This window comes from Loigolactobacillus jiayinensis, from assembly GCF_003946445.1.
GTDB classification, from domain to species: Bacteria; Bacillota; Bacilli; order Lactobacillales; family Lactobacillaceae; genus Loigolactobacillus; species Loigolactobacillus jiayinensis.
Genome location: NZ_RHOF01000013.1, coordinates 47,593 through 72,325, shown reverse-complemented (window position 1 = coordinate 72,325; position 24,733 = coordinate 47,593). Strand labels below are relative to the sequence as shown.

Annotated in this window: 13 protein-coding genes and 1 CRISPR repeat array; all 13 genes read right to left on the bottom strand. The window is 39.9% G+C overall.

What is annotated here, in order from left to right; genetic code table 11:
* Positions 1-127: 127 nt before the first annotated feature.
* On the bottom strand, positions 128-3,748 hold the full coding sequence (brxC, locus tag EKM80_RS04790) for a BREX system P-loop protein BrxC (protein ID WP_125551973.1): 3,621 nt from the start codon (positions 3,746-3,748) through the stop codon (positions 128-130).
* A gap of 50 nt (positions 3,749-3,798) precedes the next feature.
* Positions 3,799-4,383, bottom strand: coding sequence for a DUF1788 domain-containing protein (locus EKM80_RS04785; protein ID WP_125551972.1), 585 nt, complete (start codon positions 4,381-4,383; stop codon positions 3,799-3,801).
* Between the two features lie 4 nt (positions 4,384-4,387).
* Complete coding sequence (locus EKM80_RS04780; RefSeq protein ID WP_125551971.1) at positions 4,388-4,972, bottom strand: DUF1819 family protein; 585 nt, start codon at positions 4,970-4,972, stop codon at positions 4,388-4,390.
* Positions 4,973-5,103: 131 nt separating this feature from the next.
* Positions 5,104-11,533: a CRISPR direct-repeat array (repeat unit 36 nt; unit sequence GCTATTGATTCCTTCAGTTTTCAGCTAAAATAGATC).
* A 52-nt stretch (positions 11,534-11,585) separates the two neighbouring features.
* Positions 11,586-11,909 carry a CRISPR-associated endonuclease Cas2 gene (gene cas2, locus EKM80_RS04775; RefSeq protein ID WP_125550133.1) on the bottom strand — a complete coding sequence of 108 codons (324 nt, stop codon included), beginning with the start codon at positions 11,907-11,909 and terminating at the stop codon, positions 11,586-11,588.
* Positions 11,902-12,804, bottom strand: a complete 903-nt coding sequence (gene cas1 / locus EKM80_RS04770; protein WP_125551970.1) for a type II CRISPR-associated endonuclease Cas1 — start codon at positions 12,802-12,804, stop codon at positions 11,902-11,904. Before cas1 ends, cas2 begins: the two co-directional genes overlap by 8 nt.
* A 2-nt stretch (positions 12,805-12,806) precedes the next feature.
* Positions 12,807-16,172, bottom strand: coding sequence for a type II CRISPR RNA-guided endonuclease Cas9 (gene cas9, locus EKM80_RS04765; RefSeq protein ID WP_125551969.1), 3,366 nt, complete (start codon positions 16,170-16,172; stop codon positions 12,807-12,809).
* 298 nt (positions 16,173-16,470) lie between these two features.
* Positions 16,471-16,878, bottom strand: a complete 408-nt coding sequence (locus tag EKM80_RS04760; protein WP_164509503.1) for a pyridoxamine 5'-phosphate oxidase family protein — start codon at positions 16,876-16,878, stop codon at positions 16,471-16,473.
* A gap of 299 nt (positions 16,879-17,177) precedes the next feature.
* On the bottom strand, positions 17,178-18,542 hold the full coding sequence (gene rlmD, locus EKM80_RS04755) for a 23S rRNA (uracil(1939)-C(5))-methyltransferase RlmD (RefSeq protein WP_125551967.1): 1,365 nt from the start codon (positions 18,540-18,542) through the stop codon (positions 17,178-17,180).
* 202 nt (positions 18,543-18,744) lie between these two features.
* Positions 18,745-19,731, bottom strand: coding sequence for a diacylglycerol kinase (locus EKM80_RS04750; RefSeq protein ID WP_125551966.1), 987 nt, complete (start codon positions 19,729-19,731; stop codon positions 18,745-18,747).
* A gap of 134 nt (positions 19,732-19,865) precedes the next feature.
* Complete coding sequence (gene gatB, locus EKM80_RS04745) at positions 19,866-21,296, bottom strand: Asp-tRNA(Asn)/Glu-tRNA(Gln) amidotransferase subunit GatB (RefSeq protein WP_125551965.1); 1,431 nt, start codon at positions 21,294-21,296, stop codon at positions 19,866-19,868.
* Positions 21,296-22,759: an Asp-tRNA(Asn)/Glu-tRNA(Gln) amidotransferase subunit GatA gene (gene gatA / locus EKM80_RS04740; RefSeq protein ID WP_125551964.1), complete on the bottom strand. Its 1,464-nt coding sequence runs from the start codon at positions 22,757-22,759 to the stop codon at positions 21,296-21,298. The genes gatB and gatA overlap by 1 nt, the downstream gene beginning before the upstream one ends.
* Positions 22,756-23,070 carry an Asp-tRNA(Asn)/Glu-tRNA(Gln) amidotransferase subunit GatC gene (gene gatC / locus EKM80_RS04735; RefSeq protein ID WP_125551963.1) on the bottom strand — a complete coding sequence of 105 codons (315 nt, stop codon included), beginning with the start codon at positions 23,068-23,070 and terminating at the stop codon, positions 22,756-22,758. Before gatC ends, gatA begins: the two co-directional genes overlap by 4 nt.
* Positions 23,071-23,275: 205 nt before the next feature.
* Positions 23,276-24,571 (bottom strand): cation:dicarboxylate symporter family transporter, encoded by a 1,296-nt coding sequence (locus EKM80_RS04730; RefSeq protein WP_125551962.1) that lies wholly within the window; start codon positions 24,569-24,571, stop codon positions 23,276-23,278.
* Positions 24,572-24,733: the final 162 nt, after the last annotated feature.

Below are 24,733 nucleotides of genomic sequence, written 5' to 3'. Positions count from 1 at the left end.
GGCTTCCCTTTTTCAATTCCCAATAAATCATTTACACATAATTATTTAAACACTCCAAAAGTCACCAGCACACCAAAATAAAAAGTGTTGCGATACTCAATTTCTGAGTATAACAACACTTCCATATTTACATAATTCTTAATTCATCCATACCTTGTAATTCTTGCTGCAAATGCTGCTGTACTTTGGCTAAATAAGCATCTAATTCGGCTTGATTATGGATCACAACCTGTTGGTCAGGTAATACCGCAGTGCGCGCTAAAATATTCACTTTAGGCGCCACTGGTTCTGGTGGCGTCTCGGCAATTTTACCATTACCATAAGTATCTGAGCCAGCACCAGTTGTTGGCTTAGGTGGTAACGGCTGTATTGGCACTACTCTAGCAGCCAATTCTCGCTGTGCTTTATTAATTAAAGTAATGAAACGGCCCTTGGTAATATCCTTATCCGCCATGACACCGCGAACATCAGCAATTGTACCGGCGTCATCTAATTGGCGATTTAAATCACGATATTGCTGCTCAATTTGTGGCTTAATTTTTTGCTTCAATTCAGCATTAGTCAAGGTTGCTTCCATATTAACTTGATCGTGAGCTAGTTCCTGCTTAATTGGTGCGGCAGTATTTTCAATCTCTGTAAAGATAGCTTCTTTATAGTTTTTAATTAATTCTGGTAACTCCTTGATCAAGCTGTAAGGTTCCGCAAAACTTAAAATTTCAGCAATACGTTGGCCAGCCTGCTTAGCCGTTGCTGTGGTTAAATAATCACAATCGCGTTGATATTTTGTATTAATGCTCAATGCGGCATTAAAAATTTCGACTTGATTAGCAAAAAATTGCTTAACTAGCTCATTATCATCATGCAGTGTCAGTAAGTCGTCTTGTTGCTTAAAAACACACTCAAAAAACTGATTAGCATCGCGTTGTTCGCATAGACTTTTGACGATTCGTAACTCAGCACTAATATTCTGCTCCCCCGGATATTGATTGTGACCTGCATACTGGCGCTGTAATGCATCTAGATTGCTAGCTGTATGCCGCAACTGATCTTGTAACTCCGCCATTCGCTCATCATCTTTAACTTGGGTCATGGTTTTGTTATACATTTCCTTCATCAACCCGTTAGCCGCTTTAACGTAACGTTCTTGAATCAAAACTCGCCGCTCGACCACAATTTTTTCTTGTTCGCGTGGCCGAGTGATTAGGCTAATAAAATGCGTCAAATTATCCTCAGGAATTAAGCGCTCCGTCTGTACGCGCAGCTGAATCTTTTCATCGTTTAACAACCGAATCAAACTAGCCAAGATTGTCGTTTCCTGCCAGCCAAAAGGAATTTGTGCAAAGCTGTCGACTAATTCGCGTAACGAAACCCGAATATGTCGCACTGCTTGCTGCTCGACATCGTTGAAAATAGCATCCGTTGCCAAATGATTGGGATCAGTGACTTGGGCTGATAGTAAATCACCTTGTGCTGAAAATAGTGCCATCAAGTCTTCACGATCATAATTGTGGGTAACATAAGTAATTTTGTTATATGTCACTTCGATTAGCTGTTTTAAAGCCACATTAATCAATGAGCCACCGCTAGCTTTGACTGCCGCACCATTAATAAATACCTTTGCATCAGCTAGTGCAGCTTCAACCTGAGTTTTTATATCGACTGATAAAGCTGTCCGTTCCCGACTCTTATGATTTAAAATGTCAGCATAAATATCGGTTTGATTATGGTTGGGCTCACGTAAGTATTGATCAATTCGCTTAAAATTCATGATATCGTCCATATATGTGCCTTGTTCTGGCAACATAACGATAACTTTACCTGCTTCTAGTGACTGTGCGGCCGCCATTTCATCACCAGCAACAGCCAAATTATTGGGACTAATGATTTGGAGCGTTAAGGCTGAATGCGCCGTCTTGATTGGTACTGTATCAATCCACTGATTTAGCTCAAAATTGTAGTTCAAGCCTGGTTGCTTCGTAAATGGCTGATATCGGTATTGTTTAAGCTGTAAAATATCGGTAAAAATTGTTTCGCCTAAGTATTTGACCACATCATTATTAGAAACAATCACGTTTTGAATTTCCCGATTAATATCTTGTTCATCATTGGTTAGAAAGGCGTATTCACTGCCACGCCGTTGAATTAAGAATTCTTTTTCCAACCGATTAGCACTTTTCTGAATAGCCTCTTTCAAGGTCAACGTCTCTTCATCAATATGATCGATCAAAAGCGTAGTTAAATTATCAATATTAGCTGGGATTTCCTTGACATAACGGATCAAAAATAACAGCTTTAATACTTTAATATCAAAGTCATCTAATTTAGGATTATTTTCTGCTTGGATGATTGGTAGACGAACTGAATGTTCTAGTACGTCCTCAATATTTTTATAAAATACGTCAAATGGTACTAATATATCAGTTTGCTCGTGCTCATAGCTAATTGCCGCTGACTGTACAGCTGACAATAAATTACGCTCACCATTGGCTAAATGCTTACCGGCTGAGCCATGCTCCCGAATTCCGGTAAAAACCTTCTGCAATAGATTAAACTGATACGGAATAAACGGGTAAGCCGCTACAAATTCGGCTTGGTTCGCAAAATTTGGCATTTGTGCTGTATCATTAGTAAAAGTAATTTTATTTTTTAAAATAGCCTCGTTGGCCGTATAAATTGGTGCCAATTCAGTTACTGCTACTGTTGTTTTAGTCAACAAACGCTTCTTGATCACTTCATCAGCATTGGCTGAACTTAGCGGTAATCGTGTGTTAAATCGGCCTTGAATCTTGGAGAAATCATTCGACGACATGCCCCCTTTTTTCAACGAGTCAATATCCTGCTGACTAGTCACAACAACCCAAACTTGGCCATGACAATATTGAGCTAGATCCTCAACAACCATTTGTAGATCAAGCATCAGTTGCCCATTTTCAGAGATATACTGGCCCATTTCATCCGCCATAAAAACCAAATGATAGTTAGCTGGCTGCTGAGCAACATACTTTTGTACCCGTTTAGCAAATGATTCATCACTAATGGTATAACTGGATTCACCAGCTTCCATAAAGTGGCGTGCACTTTCTTCACTCATGTCCGTGGCTTCAGATAATGCCGTAATCGCCGCATCCTCATTATAGAAGATTTCATCACGGCCTTCTTCCCAGCTCAAGCCATCAGCTTGGTCCGCGAAGGCCTGTTTAAACGCAGCGTATTGGCCTTTGCTGTCCAGCGTTTCTTCCATTTCCGCAATCCACGCATTGGCGCCAGAAAAACCGCGCATTTCGTTGAACACTTTATTGAACACCTTAACGACCGCTGACTTTTGCTGCATACTATCAGCTTCAGATTTCGATTCAATATTAAATAACGCCACCTCGTTAGGCACAGTCAGCGCTTGTTTCATTTGTGCTAATAACTTAGGATTATTAGTCAATTTATCAGTAAAAAAGTCTAGTGGTCGCTTCGATTCAATCCGTAAATCTTGACGTAATAAATAACTTAGAATCTTCAAGAAATGTGATTTCCCAGAACCGAAGAACCCAGAAATCCAAACCCCAATCTGATCTGTCGATTGCGCCAGCGAATGATCATAAGCCGCAAAAAAAGTCGCTAAATGCTGCTCGATTTCATCAGTGATCACATACTCATCTAATTCTTGAAAGGTGTGGTCGGCATTGCCCTGCCCAATTTTAATAACCCCTTCAATTTCCCGTTCAATTGGTTTTTTAAACAACTGTTTAATTTCCATTTAATAAAACTCCTTCTACTTCACCATTCACGCTAATCATGATCGCACTCCTAATCCCCAACAATGCGAAACGCACGATAATAATGATCATCACTGAGCTGATCAAATAATTTTAATTTATTATATGAATACGTCCCCGGATAAAACAACACTAACGGCATTTGCGTGATTAACGGCTGTAAACTATTTAGTAAGTTATGTGAGCGCACGATTGGATAGGCTTTGCCAACACCAGTTAAAAAAATAATCGCGTCGGAATCATAATTAGCGCCGATATAACTAACTAGCTCATCACGATTAGTCGCCAATTTCAGTGCCCGTTGCATTCGTTCAAACAAAATAGTACTGCCCCGCTTAGCCTCCATTTGAAAATTCTTCTCCATATAACCACGCGCTTCAAAAAACTGCAGCACAATGGTAAATAAATCAAAATTCTGCACCCGTACTTGTAGCTGCTTTTCAGTATATTGCTGAATTTCCGGTACACGCGCGCGCACTAATAGCTCATCTTGTGGAGCGTAGTCAAAAATATAAAATCCAACCTCATTACCCAGACCAGTATTATGGACAAACTGTTCTGTCAGTAATTTATCTTGCAACGCATTTAATCGCTGCGCCGTAGTCTGTTGTGCCATCAAGCTATACCCGACTTCCTATTAAAACTTCATAAAGTGTCTGGTCACCATGCTGCCGTAAATACTGAGCTACATCTGGCGCCAATATTCCTTTAACTAACTGCCCAGCACGTAATAAATTACAATCACGTAGGACCTGCAGATAAGCAGCAGCTAGGCGATTTTGCGTAGCAACTGTCCACTGAGCAACTTTCGTACTTTGCGTCGACTTTTCTGCCAAAAATTTTAGTCCATCTTGTTTAGTCAATGTCGTGTCCAACCCAGTAAGTTTCGGTAAATAAACTTGACGCATAAATTCCTGAAATAACTGGTCACTGCCCATCAATGCGTACAATAAAATCAAATCACTCGTTTCCCGATCAGCCATTAAAAATTGGCGCAACAAATAATCATCCAAATTAGCAAGTCGTTTTAAAATCACATTAATGGCCGCTGATCGTCGGGCACGCGATGGTAACTGCAAAAAATTCTGTGTCAGTGCGGCGGTCCGCACTTCAGCTGTCGACTGGCCGTCTTTGAGCCGCTGTGCTACTTTTTTTGTTTCTATGTACATAAACGGCCGCGTACTTAGGGTTGTTTGATAAGACATCAGTTATTCACTCCAGGAGTATGTAAATCTGCATTTATTTTGCTAAAATAAGCTATATGCATATGATAACACATCGATTTTTACGCTGGGTAAAAAGATAACCCCTAGCTATTAAATTGGGAAATTAGGGTTTAATTGATTCCTTCAGTTTTCAGCTAAAATAGATCACACTTTTGAGTAACCAACTTACAAGCACAGCTATTGATTCCTTCAGTTTTCAGCTAAAATAGATCTGATGCAGCTGGCAACAAGGTGCCAAACACGCTATTGATTCCTTCAGTTTTCAGCTAAAATAGATCCTTGCAGCCGCGCCAGTGTCATCAACTGCTGCTATTGATTCCTTCAGTTTTCAGCTAAAATAGATCAGTTTGCGAGATAGATCAGCCACTTGATTAGCTATTGATTCCTTCAGTTTTCAGCTAAAATAGATCTCCGAGCCTGTCTCTAAAGCCACTGGATATGCTATTGATTCCTTCAGTTTTCAGCTAAAATAGATCTTGGCGGTTCTTGTTCGAAGAACTCTTTATGCTATTGATTCCTTCAGTTTTCAGCTAAAATAGATCCACCCCTCAATAAAGTAGACACCGGACTTGGCTATTGATTCCTTCAGTTTTCAGCTAAAATAGATCTTGAAATTTAGCATAAACTCCAATACCCAGGCTATTGATTCCTTCAGTTTTCAGCTAAAATAGATCTTTACGATTTTAAGTTACGACGAAACGCAGGCTATTGATTCCTTCAGTTTTCAGCTAAAATAGATCACGCAAATTGGCACATTATCATTTGTGGATGCTATTGATTCCTTCAGTTTTCAGCTAAAATAGATCGTGGCTGCTAATTTTGATAAGAGTACAGTCGCTATTGATTCCTTCAGTTTTCAGCTAAAATAGATCACGATCCATCGGTATGCTGGCATTACCACTGCTATTGATTCCTTCAGTTTTCAGCTAAAATAGATCTGGTTTAACCGTTGGCTAGAACAAAAGGACGCTATTGATTCCTTCAGTTTTCAGCTAAAATAGATCAAGCGGGTTGTAGAGGTAGCTGACAAGTGGGCTATTGATTCCTTCAGTTTTCAGCTAAAATAGATCGGGAATGAACCAAAGGTTGTTGTTCGTGAGGCTATTGATTCCTTCAGTTTTCAGCTAAAATAGATCATGATTTTATTAATCCTTATATCGGTAAGGGCTATTGATTCCTTCAGTTTTCAGCTAAAATAGATCTCCAACCCCGTACGCTGTTGCTAAGCTGGTGCTATTGATTCCTTCAGTTTTCAGCTAAAATAGATCTTGTAAGGTGTCAAATCATCTGTTAGCTGCGCTATTGATTCCTTCAGTTTTCAGCTAAAATAGATCCAAGGTATGACGGTAAGAACCATAGTAGCTGCTATTGATTCCTTCAGTTTTCAGCTAAAATAGATCCACTATGCCGCTGGTGGCGATCCAACGGCTGCTATTGATTCCTTCAGTTTTCAGCTAAAATAGATCTCGTTTAGGCCACGGTTAACATGGTAGGCTGCTATTGATTCCTTCAGTTTTCAGCTAAAATAGATCTCTATAATTTCTTTTTCAACGTATCCATATGCTATTGATTCCTTCAGTTTTCAGCTAAAATAGATCAATATTGATATCGTTTATGCTGATATCCATGCTATTGATTCCTTCAGTTTTCAGCTAAAATAGATCAACGGTAATCAAGGGCCACCAGTTAAGGAGGCTATTGATTCCTTCAGTTTTCAGCTAAAATAGATCATCAATCATGTACGAATACACCTTTGATGTGCTATTGATTCCTTCAGTTTTCAGCTAAAATAGATCTAAGGAAAATCACAGTCAGCCAACGGATATGCTATTGATTCCTTCAGTTTTCAGCTAAAATAGATCTTCTAAAATCGGGATTAATGCGGTAATAATGCTATTGATTCCTTCAGTTTTCAGCTAAAATAGATCCAAAATACTAAATAAAAAAGCACATCCCCAGCTATTGATTCCTTCAGTTTTCAGCTAAAATAGATCTAGATATACTCATCACTTGCGTCTGCAACGGCTATTGATTCCTTCAGTTTTCAGCTAAAATAGATCTATCCATACACTTCTAATTCAGTGCCAGCAGCTATTGATTCCTTCAGTTTTCAGCTAAAATAGATCAATAATTTGACAGAACTTGTAGTAGCACCAGCTATTGATTCCTTCAGTTTTCAGCTAAAATAGATCCTGAGTATCCAGACTATAACGTAACTAAGGCTATTGATTCCTTCAGTTTTCAGCTAAAATAGATCGCAAAAATATCACACTCAGACAATCGTAGAGCTATTGATTCCTTCAGTTTTCAGCTAAAATAGATCATGAAACCGACATAAATCACCATAATCAATGCTATTGATTCCTTCAGTTTTCAGCTAAAATAGATCTACGCAGAGCGTGTTGAATGCCTTAACCGAGCTATTGATTCCTTCAGTTTTCAGCTAAAATAGATCAAGAAGATTGAGCAGGCTAAGATGATCGAGGCTATTGATTCCTTCAGTTTTCAGCTAAAATAGATCATCGAACCTAAAATCACACTGGATGATGATGCTATTGATTCCTTCAGTTTTCAGCTAAAATAGATCAATTTGATCGTGCCTAAAAAGTTTACAGATGCTATTGATTCCTTCAGTTTTCAGCTAAAATAGATCAAAGCAATTCATGAATATGAGAGTGACAGCGCTATTGATTCCTTCAGTTTTCAGCTAAAATAGATCCTTTACTCAAAGTAGTAATCCTCCTCATCAGCTATTGATTCCTTCAGTTTTCAGCTAAAATAGATCTGTCCTCTAACAGCATCGGCAGTCCGCTTAGCTATTGATTCCTTCAGTTTTCAGCTAAAATAGATCTCAGCCTCCTGTGTTGTTTGTGTTGTTGATGCTATTGATTCCTTCAGTTTTCAGCTAAAATAGATCGTTTACTACTATGATAAGAGCGGTAAGCGGGCTATTGATTCCTTCAGTTTTCAGCTAAAATAGATCGGTCGTTCGGGCAATAACAAATGATTTATCGCTATTGATTCCTTCAGTTTTCAGCTAAAATAGATCTTAATATAGGTCATACCAGCATCAGTCCAGCTATTGATTCCTTCAGTTTTCAGCTAAAATAGATCTAATTGACCATGTCATAGCGCACATGCCCAGCTATTGATTCCTTCAGTTTTCAGCTAAAATAGATCATTGATAGAATTGATGTAGATAGTGGATACGCTATTGATTCCTTCAGTTTTCAGCTAAAATAGATCGCTATAAGTTCCTTGGCTTTATCCATGTCGGCTATTGATTCCTTCAGTTTTCAGCTAAAATAGATCTTTGAGTTTAATACACCACCTAATTATGACGCTATTGATTCCTTCAGTTTTCAGCTAAAATAGATCAAGCAGGTTGAAGCCAAGCTGCAAACTGATGCTATTGATTCCTTCAGTTTTCAGCTAAAATAGATCTGTACGTGCTAGTCGCTGCAGCAGTACCGGGCTATTGATTCCTTCAGTTTTCAGCTAAAATAGATCTTTGTGGCCTAATGTTAAATGCGTCTTGCCGCTATTGATTCCTTCAGTTTTCAGCTAAAATAGATCTCAAGGCAAATGACGTGCCGGTTGCTGTTGGCTATTGATTCCTTCAGTTTTCAGCTAAAATAGATCGCACAATCGGCAGGTGTTAAGCAGAAATCAGCTATTGATTCCTTCAGTTTTCAGCTAAAATAGATCCACGAACATTTGGCACCATTCACATACTACGCTATTGATTCCTTCAGTTTTCAGCTAAAATAGATCATACAGATACTGGTCTGTTTGCATATAGGCTATTGATTCCTTCAGTTTTCAGCTAAAATAGATCCGGCATTGCTTCTTGGATCAGCGCTCACAAGCTATTGATTCCTTCAGTTTTCAGCTAAAATAGATCAGACATTGTAGAAAAGCGTGGATATTCCAGGCTATTGATTCCTTCAGTTTTCAGCTAAAATAGATCTATTCTATATTGCTGATTCAGCAACAGCACGCTATTGATTCCTTCAGTTTTCAGCTAAAATAGATCTTTTTTACCGGATTCAATAGATAAGAGTTTGCTATTGATTCCTTCAGTTTTCAGCTAAAATAGATCTATTGAATTCTATATCTGTTATTGGATAATGCTATTGATTCCTTCAGTTTTCAGCTAAAATAGATCAACAAAAACCTAAATCTCTGGCTGCAAGAAGCTATTGATTCCTTCAGTTTTCAGCTAAAATAGATCGCAATTTCTGCTGTCATCATGGGCTGATTAGCTATTGATTCCTTCAGTTTTCAGCTAAAATAGATCACTTATGCAAGTATTGTTTGGCATGTGATCGCTATTGATTCCTTCAGTTTTCAGCTAAAATAGATCATTTTTTTAGATTTTGGTTAACGACATCCTGCTATTGATTCCTTCAGTTTTCAGCTAAAATAGATCAACATGGACAGCAACCCAGCATAACGTATAGCTATTGATTCCTTCAGTTTTCAGCTAAAATAGATCTCAAAAAGCGAACTCTAAAACTGTGTGCAGGCTATTGATTCCTTCAGTTTTCAGCTAAAATAGATCTTATGATAACTGGATAGCCCAAACTACTGTGCTATTGATTCCTTCAGTTTTCAGCTAAAATAGATCTCTTTGTGATCGACAGTATAGATGCCGTCTGCTATTGATTCCTTCAGTTTTCAGCTAAAATAGATCATGTACGCGAAAAGAACGCCCATTGCTGGGGCTATTGATTCCTTCAGTTTTCAGCTAAAATAGATCCTAGAGCTCGGTTCTCACGCAACTGATTGGGCTATTGATTCCTTCAGTTTTCAGCTAAAATAGATCCTGTATTAGTAAAAAAGGCTGCTAACGCAAGCTATTGATTCCTTCAGTTTTCAGCTAAAATAGATCGAGAGAAATCTATTAATAAAGCGACAGCCGGCTATTGATTCCTTCAGTTTTCAGCTAAAATAGATCTCGAATAGCTGGTACTGAATCATGATAGGCGCTATTGATTCCTTCAGTTTTCAGCTAAAATAGATCGGCCGCTGTAGGGTCTTTATAATAAGTCCCGCTATTGATTCCTTCAGTTTTCAGCTAAAATAGATCAATCAAATACCGATATTGTGGGTCTGGCATGCTATTGATTCCTTCAGTTTTCAGCTAAAATAGATCTCTAGAAAGCTTTGAATCTGCGGTTTGTCTGCTATTGATTCCTTCAGTTTTCAGCTAAAATAGATCCAACTAGATATCATTGTTACAGGTCAAGGAGCTATTGATTCCTTCAGTTTTCAGCTAAAATAGATCGAGTTGACAGCGCTGATGATGATTATATTTGCTATTGATTCCTTCAGTTTTCAGCTAAAATAGATCCCTAATGGTAAACGGTGCACGCTTATTATAGCTATTGATTCCTTCAGTTTTCAGCTAAAATAGATCTCACCGCCGGTTAACTGCTTGACTAAGCCTGCTATTGATTCCTTCAGTTTTCAGCTAAAATAGATCAAACTTTTTCGCTATAGTTCATGCTTTCACGCTATTGATTCCTTCAGTTTTCAGCTAAAATAGATCATTGGTGTACCTGCGGTTAAGCAGATTATTGCTATTGATTCCTTCAGTTTTCAGCTAAAATAGATCAGTCGGTAGCCCTAAGCCAATATTAAGCATGCTATTGATTCCTTCAGTTTTCAGCTAAAATAGATCCCCAAGTTGTGATTGATGTTGGTAACAGCCGCTATTGATTCCTTCAGTTTTCAGCTAAAATAGATCTAATATCGACAGATTAATAGGACGCTTTACGCTATTGATTCCTTCAGTTTTCAGCTAAAATAGATCCAATGGGAGATGCGATCAAGCAGCTAATGGGCTATTGATTCCTTCAGTTTTCAGCTAAAATAGATCGTAAAATAAGGACAATATTTATTCACCGTGGCTATTGATTCCTTCAGTTTTCAGCTAAAATAGATCGCACGATCGACAGCTGACAGTGCAGTTGATGCTATTGATTCCTTCAGTTTTCAGCTAAAATAGATCTGCTTCATTCTGTCGATGTAACGACTTTAGCTATTGATTCCTTCAGTTTTCAGCTAAAATAGATCACCAGCAACGATGAATCACTGGCCTTTTTCGCTATTGATTCCTTCAGTTTTCAGCTAAAATAGATCCATGACAGGTGATACTTACGTCACAATGCGCTATTGATTCCTTCAGTTTTCAGCTAAAATAGATCGTTGTGGTACCGTTATAACCGTTATCAGTCGCTATTGATTCCTTCAGTTTTCAGCTAAAATAGATCTGTATATCCTATTTTAACGCACTCAGACGCGCTATTGATTCCTTCAGTTTTCAGCTAAAATAGATCATGAGTGGCTAACATCGCAAGTACAGATTGCTATTGATTCCTTCAGTTTTCAGCTAAAATAGATCACAGTTGTCGTATAAGTCTGCTTGTAAGACGCTATTGATTCCTTCAGTTTTCAGCTAAAATAGATCTACGGTACTAAGACTATGAGACAGTCTTAGCTATTGATTCCTTCAGTTTTCAGCTAAAATAGATCCAGTACACAAAAAGAGCCTGATATCACGCGGATATCAGGCTCTTTCGCTTGTCTAAAAAGTGGTCATCTGGCCACTATCAACTTTTTCTTCGTTAGGCAGCGGATCGCCCACTAACAGACGCATTTCATCGAATTGTTTCTCGGTTATAACCAATAATCTCACTGACCCTTTTTCGGGCAAATTATCATCTAGCCGCAGCTCGTATTTTTTTGACATATCATAGCCGTTAACGATGCGATAATAAACTGAATATTGCATCATTACGTAGCCTTCGCCTAATAAATACTGCCGGAATTTTGCGGCTGCACGGCGATCTTTTGCCTTTACTACTGGTAAATCAAACATAACTAATAAACGCATATATTTGCTACTCATACTCGTGCGCCACTAACGGGATAAGTTCCGGCAACTTTAATCCCGCAGCAGAGTTATTACGACAACAAGTGGTGTACGATGAGACTGATTTATGAACCGCATTACTCAACGAATGGAATTCATTATCAATTCGAACCTCTGTAAATAATAGCTGGAACAACGCCTGCTTATTCTTAGGGGTTAAACCATCCTTTAAATCAGCTTGATGTTCATAAACCCATAAATCAACGTACGCGCGAAACGGCTCAATTAAATCATCAGCTAAATTGAATGGATTTAGCTCGTTTTTATGAAATACGCCAAATGCTGGCTCAAAACCATACGCACAAATATCACGTGCAATGATACCGCGAATAATTGCGTAACCATAGTTTAAAGCACCATTCATAACATCTTCATTTCGCCGATTAAATTTATCACCAAAAAGTCCCATAAAGTAAAGCCGTGCCGCCCGTGATTCCTTAAATGTTTTATCACCCTCAGTAACTTGGGTTGCTAAAAAGTTAAGCTCGGCAATGTTTTTACAGTGATTTAACTCTAAAACTTTAGCCTGATTCTCAATCTTTTGCTTCATCAGTTTCTGCCACAAACGCGCTTTAGTTTTAGTCCGTACATGTAACTGGGACTCTAATGCCTCTAATTTACGATAATACTGACCCAGTGGTAAAACAACTGCACACGGCAGATGCTTCTGATCACACGTAAACACCGCTACTTGATGCTCAGCCAAAAAGGATAGTGCTGGCGCTGTGATCGTACATTGTTTGTGCTCAATCATAATACTAGAAATATCCTCCACTGGAACGGTGTAGCGCTCTTCCTGTTGAATTACTAACTGACTTTTAGCAATACTCAGGCGTGCTGGATTTTGAATGTATAAATTCCGAAAGGCCATAATTACTCATCTCGCTTAACGAATAACTGACGCTTCTTCTCATGAACTTTATGATAACGGCCAAAGTAGTCGACTTGGTATTTTTCGAATGCTAACAGCCCAGCAATGCCGATACTTTTTGCCGTGTACGAACTATCGTGTGAACGAACCTTGATGCTCGCAGTAGCGATATCCGCACTATCAAAATAACCATAAAAATTCTTAATTGGCATAATATCAGAATCACTTTCTTTGTTTGAAAGTTTAGGTTTAAATCCTTTCTTAGATTCAATATGCACCATATCTCCTGGATACAGAGAAAAACAAAACTGATCATCTTCAGTAACTTGATACCAATATGAATGTGGTTTATTTGCAACAACTGCCCTACTTGGCAATACCCGGTCAACCGTGTCCTTAACGTAAATTGGTACAAACACAAACTTCTTGCCAGTATTAAAGACATCAATTCGTACCATCGAACCATTGTCAGCAGCTGCTTTATTCTTTAGCAGTACTGGTAATGAAGATTTCTTAGCCACTCGGACTTTACGCACTAATTTCTTAGTGCCATGGTCCATATACTCTAAATAGCCCTCTGGGAACGCCGATTCACCAGAACCGTTATGAGCCTCTAATGCCGTTTTGATTGCTGAATAAACCACCTTATCGCCATTATTACTATTCTCGGGATCATAAACACCATCCCCAGTGGCAATCTGACCTTTGTTATTTAATTTCAGTTTGGCGATGCTAACGCGGCTCAGTATGATTCCTTTTTCGGCAAATAATTTGGCACTGCGAATCGTATCTAAATGTGCTGGCCCTGATATTTTATGATTAGCTAGGCGGACAACAAATACTGGCTTTAATTTAGCAATTTCGACTGGTGTATACGTATTCCAACTCCTACTCTTCATCATTTCTGCGGGATTATCAGAGATACGAGCTAGTAATTCATCACGGAATTCTGGCCATGGTAATGGGAATCCGTTGAAAATTTTATCAAATAACTTAGCATTCATTCGATTCTCTTCTGCTCTATATTCAGATTTATCGATTTCAGTCTCATGCCATAAGGCGCGATTATTTTTGACTTCTTGCCGTTGGCTATATTTAGTTACTTGCTGGATAAAAGTAGGCGTAATTGCTGCGATTACGGCAGCATCAACTGCATGATGTAAATCGCCATCTTCACGTACTTTAAGGAAGCCCCAACGACTACGGATCTTCGATGTAACTTCACCATTTAAAGGCAAGACGCGTTGTTTTTTATCCAATTCAGGATTAAATTCAACTGCCTGTCGGAAATAATTATAAAGGACTTTGGTAATAAAACGCGTGTCGTTTATATTCCGTTGCTTCCAGTCTTTTTGCTCTTCGGCACTTAACTCCTGCTTCAAAAGCTTTTGTCGTTTACGCGAATTACGGATCACGTTGTCCGCCACGTTAATCAATGCATTGGTCCGCTTTTCATTGTTGGCTAAATAAGCCATCGGAATCCGATTACCTTTCTCGCGATTACATTTTTCACTAGTAAGCACTTTATTGGTATAGCTATCATCCCAACTGATACTGTAGGGAATAATATGGTCAACCTCATAACTGGCGCTAAACGCACTCGCAAATGGAATCTGATCGCCAGTATAAGGATCAATACCATTCTGTTCCTTGTGTAATTTATAGCGAATAATATTCTGACCATTAACTGGCATACCCAATTCAGTTAATTCAGCGGCAATTTTATCATTAGTTTGGCGATTCTTATCTTGGCGCTTTTGTATATCGCCTCTTTCTTTAAAATTACGACCTAATTCACGCGCTAACTCAATATTAATGCCATCTGGTTTACCGTAACGACGAATAATTTGCTCAACTACTTTAATAGTTTTTGTTACCGCTCTGCGAACAACTGGATTAGCAATTTCTTCACGAATCGTGTCTTTTGAAATTTCCTTTTTGCGGAAATCATAACCAGCATTAGTTGTTGCTTCACTGTAAACCTGACCCATTTCCAGATACGGAATAATATTCTGCATTGATTTAATCGATAAATGACCAAATTTAGCAAAATTTAACGGCAAAAGAACGTCAATCAGTTCTTTAGGCAAGTTTAACTCCTCAGCAAAATAGCGCTGACGTCGTTTATCACTTGAATATAAAGTCAACGCAGTTCCGATGTGGTCTAACAGTTGGCGATTCTGCCACATTTCTTCTGGTAATGCCCCCACCAAATCATGATAGGCTTTGAAATCAACAAACCGTGTTTTCTTTTCAACAGTTTCAATTTCCTTTTGCGTTTGCAAACTACCATAATTGACCAGATTAAATCGAGCGTCATCTGGTAATTTTAATAACTTACGTAGTTCGCCAAAATCTGTCGGTTTATAAGTTTTAGTTGGTTTCTCCGCTTTTGCAAAAACAGTATCAATAATTGCTTGTCGCTCAAGACCATTTAATGGATGCCAATTATCGCCAGTTGTATTCTGATAATTTAAACTAGTCATCTTCTGTAACAAGTTAAAGTATTGGAAAGTGTAGGTTGCTTTAGCCGCACGATCCTCAGTTGGCTCAAAAATATCTTTTCCAACCATCTTTTTGATTTGATCACCGGCATAAGGACCAGACCCAGGGCCTTCATCAAAATCCCGCTGTGCTTGAAAAATACCAGCATGGTCTTCATTACCCAGTAAATAAGTTGCATAAAACTCATCAGTCAACTTTTCATTACCCAATTCACGTTGCTTATCCAAAATCTGCTTAATTTCATCAACTAACATTTGCCGATTTGGCGTACTTAAATAGCCATCATTATAGCCTTTATTACGTTTGTGATCCGTATATTTAGAATCTTTTACATACAACTCACCAACCGTACGGTATCCCTTTTCAGCCATATCTTTTTTGATAGCTTCAATTGAATTAAGCAACTGACCCATTTGCTTTTTATCGGCTTCATTTTCTGGGTTGAGCTCAGACTTACGATTCGATTTAAATCCTCGGTGGCCAATAAAGAAATAAAGCACACGGAATAATTCATTGTTAGTCAAACGTCGATCAAGTCCAGCCACGCGGAGTTCATAAACTGAATGATGGGTTTGCGGGTTCTCTAAGATCTGCTCAATTTCAGCCTTAGATAATAAACCGCTATGTACAAATAATTGTTGTGTTCGTTGCTTTCGAAATTTGGTTCGGCGAGTACGTCGCCGTAATCCTCGTTTTATCCGCCGCGGTTCAGCTAATGAAGCACCTGTTTTAGGATTTTCAGCCCGTGGATAAATCACTGAATCTAGTGTTAAAATTTTATATGGATTTCCTGCTTTATCCGTTTTTAAGACAGCATACCCGGTTGAAGTAATACCCACATCTAATCCTATTCTATACCCCATACTATCAACTCCATCTTTGTAATTTCCTTTAGTTTAGCATAATAACAACGTTTCCAGAAGATGATTTAGCGTAATTTTTTATTCCTAATGGAATTGTTAAACAAATAGACTAAAAAACTAACGATACATAATTCTTATTTTCATCGTAAATTTACACTGTAAGCGATCAGACATAATCTCAGCCTTCATTTCTAATTTAACCCAAATTTAATCACAGCAAAAGCCCTTTGAAATTAGACTGATGTCTAATCTCAAGGGGCTCCTCTTTATCGATATATATTTACTTCAGCTAGCGGCATTAAAACGTTATCGTCTCCGTCTGATTATCAGCTGTAACGTCTGCTGAATTGAAGTCAACTGTGAAGAATTCACTGTGGGCAGCGTAAGCAGCGCTAGTTGGGAATTTAGCAAAATAAGCTGTCTTCATTGCTTCAGTTGGCGTGACTTTTTGAACCTTGGCTTGTTTGGCGCGGGCATACTTTTGATCACTAACTGACTGCGTAGTAAAGGCCGCAGCTGAATGGGCAGCGATTTGTGCTATTTTTGGTGAATCAGCACCTGACATGAATAATAGTTGATGTGTTTCTGGTAAATAAACAAATAAAACAATTCTGACATCTGGTGCTTGGCCGTCGACAGTCAGCGTTGCAATTGATACCTGCGCTGCTTCTTGCATGATTTGGTTAAATTCGTCTTTAACATCCATTGAATCATCCATCTCCTGATAACAAAACTAATATTTTTTCACTACGTGGATGAAACCAGCAATTTTGTTTGTTACGCTTTATCCGACTTAATTATACGTTTTTCCAAACTGTTGTCCATCAGTCAGCCGTTCAAATTAAAGCGTAATTATCCGAATAATTGGATGCGGCAACCTATTTTTACCAGGTTGGACTAAAAAACGTCCTTCGACTACAAATCAAGTTTAAAACCTGATTTATAACTGAAAGACGCTTTTTTACTAGCTTGTTCAAGTATCATTTACTTTGTGAATAGAATAAATTAAGCCAGCGTTAACGCCGTTACAGATTCGATGTGTTGCGTTAAGGGGAACATATCGACTGGTTGCGTTTTTTCAGCGCGGTAACCAAATTCTTGTAGTAAGGCAATATCACGGCCTAGAGTTGCTGGGTTGCAGCTAACGTAGACGATTCGTTTGGGCTTCATAACACCAACAGCTTCGACAAATGTGCTGGCCAAGCCTTTGCGTGGTGGATCGACAACTAAGACGTCAGCTTCAAAGCCAGCTTCACGCCATTCTTGCATGACTTTTTCGGCTAAGCCAAGCTGGAATTTCACGTTGTGAATGCCGTTATGTTTGGCATTACGTTTAGCATCAGCAACCGCAGCTTCGGTTACTTCAACGCCGTAGACATACTTTGCGTGTTTAGCCAATGACAAGGAAATGGTGCCGATACCAGAATAAGCGTCGATCACGGTTTCTTTACCAGTTAAATGTGCTGCGTCGATGGCGGTTTGGTAAAGCTTTTCTGTCTGTAATGGGTTAACCTGAAAGAACGACAAAGCGGAGACGTCAAACGTATGGCCTAAAATTTGGTCATGAATATACGTTTTACCGTATAATTTCTTAACTGTGCGCCCAAGGATCACATTGGTTGGCTTAGGTACAACGCTTTGCATAATACTAACAACTTCAGGTAATTTAGTTACAATACCACTGATAATATTCTGCAATTGTGGAATATCTCTGGTCCGTGTGATCAAAACAATCATCATTTCGTGAGTGAAACGACCGCGCCGAACCATGATATGGCGCATGATACCGCGATTACGGGCTTCATCATAAGCGGGCACGTGGTACTGGCGTAAAAGATCACGTACGATAATGATTGCACGGTCGATTTCAGGGTCTTGAATATAGAAATCTTCTAGTGGAATCAATTGATGACTACGTTTGCGATAAAAGCCAGTTTCTAGTTGACCGTTAACTTGGCGGACAGGAATCTGTGCCTTATTACGGTAGCCTTTAGGATCAGCCATCCCAATTGTTGGTAAAACGTCGATATCGAGATGATTTTTTTGGTACACATTGCGTAATTGTTGTTGCTTAAACTTCAATTGTGCTGCATAACTTAAATGGCCTAATGGCGCAATACCAGATTGCATGTACGTTTTATTAGGTAATTCCACACGATCAGGGCTATCGTTAAGCCGTTCCATTACACGGGCATAGCCGTAATTTTTACCTACTTTGGTGATAACTAATTTTACTTCTTCACCAGGTAAAGCATCTTCAATAAACAATGGGTAGTCGGATACTTTAGCAACCCCCATCCCCTCGTAAGTCAGGTCAATAATTGTTGCGGTGATTTCTTCATTTTTTGTTACTGGTGCGATAAATTTCATTTTGGTCTCCTTGTAAGAGTGCTTTTAAAAAGCGCTCCGATTTTGAGCACTAGCCTAGCCAGGCGCAAAAAAACGACGACTTGAACCTTGCCAAGTCTAACGACAGCGCTTTTTAACTACGTTTCAACTGCCAACACGAGCATAAAAAAATACTGCTCTCTATTCTAACGGAGAACAGCATTTTTAGCAAGTTTACACACGCTTAATGTGTTACTTCAGTTTTTGGTTTCACTGGTACGTCAGGTAAACCAGCATCATTCTCTGCTGCTAAAGCTGTTTCCGGCATTGCGTCAACGTCAGCAAAAATTTCTAAATGCTGCTTTAGATTGACGAAAGTCATTGGTGCGGTACCGCCAAATTCGCCGTCTAAATTGATTTTCATTTCTGCGCCGTTAGTCGTTTTCGCAACTAGCTTATGCGTTTTAACATAAATCACACGCGGATCATTTAAATGTTTGCCGTTGATAGCTAGTGCAAGCAAGCGTACTAGTTCAGCCAAATTAGCAGTTTTGACGATGATCAGTGAGAAACGGCCGTCACCTAACGTAATGTCTGGCGCTACCTTTTCAAAACCACCGATTGAATTAGTCAAGCCGAGCAAAAACATGGACGCATTGCCTTTGAATTCACCGTCATCATAAACTAAATGCATTGGTACCGGCTTGATCTGCGGTAACATCCGCGCACCTTCCAGTAAGTACGCTAAATAGCCAAAGATTGATTTAGTTTCTGACGGTACACCATAAGTAAGCTCCGTTAAAAAGCCCCCGCCGGCAATATTCATGAAATATTCTTTATCGGCACGGCCAATATCCATTTTGATTGTTTTTTTCTTCAAAACGATTTTGGCCGCTTCAACAGGATCATCGCGCGGAATTTTTAGTGCTCGCGCATAGTCGTTAGTTGTCCCTGCCGGAATAATCGCCATTTTAGGCCGCTTTTTCAAACTAGCTAAGCCGTTGACGACCTGATTGATCGTCCCATCGCCGCCAGCAGCAACTACTAAATTGAAGCCGGCTTGTGCCGCGCGGGTTGCTTCGTTTTGCGCAGAAAGTGGCTCTGGCGTCGTTGCGTAAGCACTTGTTTCATAACCAGCTTGCTCAAAAATCGCAAAAATATCGACTAGACTTTGTTTCAAGCCTTCATGACCAGCCTTAGGATTATAAATAATACGCGCCCGCTGCTGCATGAGAATCCTCCTTTTTAGAGCGTGGTAAAAAAGCATTCAAAAACTGGAACATAGCCTAGCTTAACGTAAGGAACCTTCCGTTATGTGTAAGCTTTTTCTTTTTAACCACGTTTAAGCTCTTAGTTTCAACCTATCTAACGCTGCTTCAATTCCTTCATCAATAATTGATTAACCACTTTAGGATTAGCCTGGCCACGGGTTTGTTTCATGATTTGACCAACCAAGAAGCCGATGGCACGGTCTTTACCCTTTTTGAAGTCATCGATCGATTGTTGGTTATTATCCAAAATTTCGGTGATGATCGGCAATAACTTAGCTGGATCAGATAACTGAACTAAGCCTTTTGCTTCGACCCATTGCTTGGGTTCCGTTCCATTAGTAATGATTTCTTTGAAGACTTTCTTGGCAATTTTCGAGGAAATTGTCCCGTCAGTAATTAAATTGATCATTGTTGCCAGATTTTCTGCAGTTAATTTAGTTCCTGCTAATTCTAGCTTTTCTGCATTTAAGTACGCACTAACTTCGCCTTGCAACCAGTTAGCCGCTAATTTTGCATCAGCGCCAGCTTTAACCGTTGCTTCAAAGAAATCAGACATTTCCAAGCTTTGCGTCAAAACAGTCGCATCTGCGGCACTTAAACCAAGGTCGTTGACATAACGTTGTCGCCGTGCTGCTGGCATTTCAGGAATTGATTGTCGTACCGCTTCGATCCAGTCATCGCTAATGTGAATTGGTGGGATATCTGGTTCTGGGAAGTAACGGTAATCGTCAGAGCCTTCCTTAATCCGTTGTAATACGGTTTCGCCAGTATTTTCATTATAGCCACGTGTTTCTTGGCGAATTGTGCCGCCAGACAACAGGATCTGAGCTTGACGCTTTTCTTCGTATTCCAAACCTTTACGTAAATAGTTAAATGAGTTGATGTTCTTTAATTCCGTCTTGGTCCCGTATTCAGTTTGACCCACTGGCCGAATTGAAATATTGGCGTCGACCCGCAATGAGCCTTCTTCCATTTTAACGTCAGAAACGCCGCTAAATTGAATGACTTGCCGCAAAGTTTCCAAATATTTGTAAGCTTCTTCAGGCGAAGCCATATCTGGTTTCGAGACGATTTCAATTAATGGTGTGCCTTGACGGTTTAAATCAACGTAAGAATTTTGGCCGCGATGGGTATTTTTACCGGCATCTTCTTCCAAATGTAATTCTTCAATACCGATTTTTTTAGTGTCACCGGCTTCTAATTCAACTTCCACCCAACCATCATGGCCGATGGGCTGCTCAAATTGCGTGATCTGATAAGCTTTTGGATTATCAGGATAGAAATAGTTTTTACGGTCAAAGTGGTTTTCCTTGGCAATCGTTGCGTTCAACGCTAAGGCAGCACGCATACCGTATTCCAATGCACCCTTGTTAACACTAGGCAAAACACCAGGATAACCCCAGTCAATCACGTTCGTGTTCATGTTAGGGGTATCGCCAAATTCATTGGCCGATGGACTAAACATTTTTGATTTTGTTTTTAATTCAACATGGACTTCAAGTCCGATAGTCGTTTCAAAATTCACTAGTTGTTACCCCCTAACGTTGGGACTTGTTTGTGGAAATCAGTGGCCTGTTCAAAAGCATAGCCAGCTTGATAAATGGTGGCCTCATCAAATGATTGGCCAATTATTTGCATGCCAATTGGTAAGCCATCAGCGAAACCGGCGGGTAAGGATAAGCCAGGTAGGCCAGCTAAGTTAACCGGTACACTTAATACGTCACCAGCATACATGGTCAAAGGATCACTGACGTCTTCGCCGATACCATAAGCCGTGGTTGGGGCAACAGGACCAAGAACTAAGTCATGATCTTTGAAAATATTAGCGAAGTCTTGGCGCATTAACGTACGAACTTGCGCCGCTTTCTTGAAATAAGCATCGTAGTAGCCAGCAGATAAGGAATACATCCCCAACATGATCCGCCGCTTAACTTCAGGACCAAAACCTTGCGTCCGTGAATCCACGTAAACATCATTCAAATTCTTAGCATCCTTAGCCCGTACGCCATAACGGATACCGTCAAAGCGTTGCAAGTTAGATGAAGCTTCAGAACTAGAGATAATGTAGTAAGCAGCGACACCGTATTTAGAATGTGGCAAAGAAACTTCGTCCACGATTGCACCTAACTCACGGTATTTGTCAGCAGCCGCCAAAATAGCGTCCTTAACTTCTTGTTGTACACCGGCACCTAAATATTCCTTAGGCAAGCCGATTCGTAAGCCTTTAACGCCGGCATCTAATTTAGCCGTAAAATCAGCATCATGATCACCAACTGAGGTGCCATCACGCTTGTCGACGCCAACTAAAATATTCAACAACGCCGCGTTATCTTTGACGCTACGGGAGAATGGGCCAATTTGATCCAAACTTGAACCAAAGGCGATCAAACCCCAACGGGAAATACGGCCATAGGTTGGCTTCATACCGACAACACCAGTAAATGAGGCTGGCTGGCGAATTGAGCCACCTGTATCTGAGCCTAAGGTAAATGGTACCATCCCAGCTGAAACGGCTGCAGCAGAGCCACCAGATGAGCCACCAGGCACTTTGGTTGTGTTCCACGGGTTCTTAGTGGTCTTAAAAGCTGAATTTTCAGTTGAACCACCCATGGCAAATTCGTCCATGTTCGTTTTACCGATGACAACCATGTCGTTAGCGTGGATTTTTTCCATAACCGTAGCATCATAAACCGGCGTAAAATTCTCGAGAATCTTACTAGCTGCAGTGGTCCGTAACCCTTTAGTCATAATGTTATCTTTGATAGCAATGGGAATACCGGCAAATAAGTTGTCCGGATCGATTCCTTTTTCATCAATTGCTTTAGCCGTTGCCAAGGCATTAGCTTCATCCAATGTCAAAAAAGCATCGATTGTTTTATCGGTTTCTTTTAAGGCATCAATTGTTTGTTTCGTTAAATCATAACTAGTCAATTCTTGGTTGACCAACTGGTTATGGATCGTGGTCAAATCATTGTCAAAGAAGTTCATTCAGCCGAATCCTCCCCATTGTTAAAAATTGCTGGCACCTTGATATAGCCATCTTCAGTATCTGGTGCATTGGCCAATAACGCCTTACGTTCTTCTGGATCAGCCGGTGCTGGGACATCTTCGCGGACAACATTCACTAAATCGACGACATGCGTCATCGGTTCAACATCGGTTGTATCGACTGCTTGCAGTTCATTGAACATATCTGTAATTTCACTCATTTGATCAGTAAACTGACTTAATTCTGCATCATCAAAAGATAAACGGGCGAGGTTCGCAACGTGAGTGACTTGCTCTTTACTAATTGCCAATTCTCTGGCCTCTCTTTCATTTTTATTACATTTTAATTTTATCGTGAAGCTTCCTTAGCGTGCGGTTGAAAAAGCACGCCAAGTTTAACCGCGTATGCGGCCACAATGTAATTATTATAGCACGTAGCGTAATAGATTTCGATTCAGGCTGCAAAAAAAGCAGCGAAATCGCTGCTAGTTTCTGAAAAGTGTTTTTTCACTTAGTTTAATTTGCTTTTTGTGCTGATGCGGCTTTTATTTCCGCTAAATAATTTTGCTGCTTATCCTCGTCAAATTCGTGTTCCGACTTAGCGATGATCAACGCCGCCAGTGAGTTACCCACCACGTTAACCGCAGTGCGACCCATGTCAACTAAGCGATCAACACCGGCGATAAAGGCCAGCCCTGAAGCTGGGACACCAATCGTGGTGATTGTTGCCAACAAGACAACGAAAGACGCGCCAGGCACACCAGCCATCCCTTTAGACGTGATCATCAAAACGACTAACAACGTGATCTGCTGCCCGAGGCTTAAATGGATATGATAAGCCTGTGCCAAAAACAGTGCCGCCAACGATTGATAAATCGCCGAACCATCTAAGTTGAAGGTATAGCCGGTGGGAATAACAAATGACGCGATCCCTTGGCTGACGCCATAACGCGGCATCTTTTCCATGATTTTCGGTAAGGCAGCTTCAGAACTAGCTGTGGAAAACGCCAAAATGAGTTCATCCTTGATCACCAATAACAAATCGAAAATATTTAGATGGAACAACCGCGCCACCAACCCCATGACGACGACTACGAAGATGATCATGGTTGCGTAAGTAATCAGCAGGAACAGCGCCAAAGGTTTCAGCGCGCCCAGTCCAAACTGAGCGATGGTAACGCCAATTAGAGCAAATACACCGATTGGGGCTAATTGCATGATCCAGTTAGTGACTTTAAACATCACTTCCGAAGCGGCTTCAAAAAAGTCAGTCAGAATTTGGCCACGTTTACCGATTGCGGCGATACCAAGACCAAACATAACGGTAAAGAAGATCACTGGAATCATATCGCCCTTACCCAACGCTTCAAAAAAGTTCGTCGGCACAATATTCATGATAATGTCACTGAGTCCATGGTTACTAGCCGTTTTGGCAGTGGCCGCATATTGGCTGATCGACACCTTGCTCAAGGTTTGAATATTGATCGCATCACCTGGCTTGGTTAGATTACCAACGACTAAACCTAACGCAATCGCGACGGTCGTCATTAGTTCAAAGTAAATCAGCGTTTTACCACCGACACGACCTAATTTTTTGATATCACCCATTTTAGCAATACCAACGACTAAGCAAGACACTACGATAGGTAAGACGATCATCTTGATCAGATTAATGAAGATGGTACCGATCGGGTTAAGAATAGCAATAGCGACTTTATTTTGATAAGTCAATGCGCCAACAATTAAGCCTAATACTAAGCCGATCACGATACGCCAGCCAAGACTAAGGCGTAAAAAACGTTTTTGATGCACGTTACGTCCCTCCAGAAAATTCTTAATTAAATCTCATATTAATGAGCATTAAAAAACAGCTATTTTTTAGTTTAGCACAATCACCTACTAATAACGAGCTTTCATTCTAATTTTCATGAGTAAACGATGTGAATAACGCGCGATATTCTAATATTGGCAAAT

What these genes read in the sequence shown, in the direction of transcription:
- EKM80_RS04780 (WP_125551971.1), bottom strand. Translation starts at nt 4,972, where the DNA reads ATGTCTTATCAAACAACCCTAAGTACGCGGCCGTTTATGTACATAGAA.
- EKM80_RS04760 (WP_164509503.1), bottom strand. Translation starts at nt 16,878, where the DNA reads ATGGATGTTAAAGACGAATTTAACCAAATCATGCAAGAAGCAGCGCAG.
- EKM80_RS04785 (WP_125551972.1), bottom strand. Translation starts at nt 4,383, where the DNA reads ATGGCACAACAGACTACGGCGCAGCGATTAAATGCGTTGCAAGATAAA.
- gatA (WP_125551964.1), bottom strand. Translation starts at nt 22,759, where the DNA reads ATGAACTTCTTTGACAATGATTTGACCACGATCCATAACCAGTTGGTC.
- cas9 (WP_125551969.1), bottom strand. Translation starts at nt 16,172, where the DNA reads ATGGGGTATAGAATAGGATTAGATGTGGGTATTACTTCAACCGGGTAT.
- brxC (WP_125551973.1), bottom strand. Translation starts at nt 3,748, where the DNA reads ATGGAAATTAAACAGTTGTTTAAAAAACCAATTGAACGGGAAATTGAA.
- EKM80_RS04750 (WP_125551966.1), bottom strand. Translation starts at nt 19,731, where the DNA reads ATGCAGCAGCGGGCGCGTATTATTTATAATCCTAAGGCTGGTCATGAA.
- cas1 (WP_125551970.1), bottom strand. Translation starts at nt 12,804, where the DNA reads ATGGCCTTTCGGAATTTATACATTCAAAATCCAGCACGCCTGAGTATT.
- rlmD (WP_125551967.1), bottom strand. Translation starts at nt 18,542, where the DNA reads ATGAAATTTATCGCACCAGTAACAAAAAATGAAGAAATCACCGCAACA.
- cas2 (WP_125550133.1), bottom strand. Translation starts at nt 11,909, where the DNA reads ATGAGTAGCAAATATATGCGTTTATTAGTTATGTTTGATTTACCAGTA.